Origin of the sequence: Pseudomonas sp. D(2018) (assembly GCF_005502555.1) — a bacterium.
In the GTDB taxonomy this organism is placed as follows: Bacteria; Pseudomonadota; Gammaproteobacteria; order Pseudomonadales; family Pseudomonadaceae; genus Metapseudomonas; species Metapseudomonas resinovorans.
The window spans coordinates 1-1,227 of the sequence record NZ_SCOK01000121.1; the positions used below are offsets into that span (position 1 = coordinate 1).

Annotated in this window: 1 protein-coding gene; it reads right to left on the reverse strand. The window is 64.0% G+C overall.

Annotation, left to right across the window (positions count from 1 at the left end; all coding sequences use genetic code 11):
• Positions 1-1,227 (reverse strand): Ig-like domain-containing protein (locus tag FFS60_RS28555; protein ID WP_137823896.1); only part of this gene is annotated, 1,227 nt, incomplete at both ends.

Consider the following 1,227-nt stretch of genomic DNA (forward strand, 5'->3'; position numbering starts at 1 on the left):
AGGGCGGAGGCATCGTCCACTGGAGTCACGGTGATATCCAGCGTGCTCTCGCTGCCGGTGTTGGTGGTGTAGGTGACCTGCGGGACGTCACCGTTCCAGTTGGCCACCGGGGTGAAGGTGTAGTTGCCATTGGCGGCGATGGTCAGGGTGCCGACGCCGGCGATGACCGCACTGGAACCTGCAGTGAAGCTGCCGGTGACGCCATTGATGCTGAAGCTGGCGACGCTGAGGGTGTTATCCACATCGCTGTCGTTGCCGAGCACGTTGCCGGTAGCCGGGTTGTCTTCGGCGACGGTGTTGCTGTCCGCGACCAGGACGGAGGCATCGTCGACCGGAGTGACGTTGCCGAAGCTTAGCTCGGCGGTGTCGGTGGCGGTGCCGTCGGTGACGGTATAGGTCGCGGTGGGCACCGGGCCGTTGTAGTTCAGCGCCGGTGTGAAGGTGTACGAACCATTGGCATTGATGACCAGGGTGCCAACGCCCGAGAGGGTGGCAGTCTGGCCGGCCGCATAGGTGGTGCCGTCCACTTCGAACTGGGTGACGGTCAGGGTGTCATTTTCCGGGTCGCTGTCGTTGGTCAGCACGTTACCGATGGCCGGAGTGTCTTCGGTGACCGCAATCGGGCCATCGTTGGTCGCCAGCGGTGCGTCGTTCACCGGGGTGACGGTGATATCCAGCGTCGAGCTGCTGCCGGTGTTGGTGGTGTAAGTGACTTCAGGTACCGCGCCATTCCAGTTGGCCACCGGGGTGAAGGTGTAGTTGCCGTTGGCGGCGATGGTCAGGGTGCCGACGCCAGCGATGATCGCGCTGGAACCGGCGGTGAAGCTGCCAGTGACGCCCGCCACGCTGAAGCTGGCGACGCTGAGGGTGTTGTCCACATCGCTGTCGTTGCCGAGCACGTTGCCGGTGGCCGGGTTGTCTTCGGCGACGGTGTTGGTGTCCGCGACTAGGGCGGAGGCATCGTCGACCGGAGTCACGGTGATATTCAGCGTCGAGCTGCTGCCGGTGTTGGTGGTGTAGGTGACCTGCGGGACGTCACCGTTCCAGTTGGCTGCCGGGGTAAAGGTGTAGTTGCCATTGGCGGCGATGGTCAGGGTGCCGACGCCAGCGATGATCGCGCTGGAACCTGCGGTGAAGCTGCCGGTGACGCCATTGATGCTGAAGCTGGCAACGCTGAGGGTGTTATCCACATCGCTGTCGTTGCCCAGCACGTTGCCGGTAGCGGGG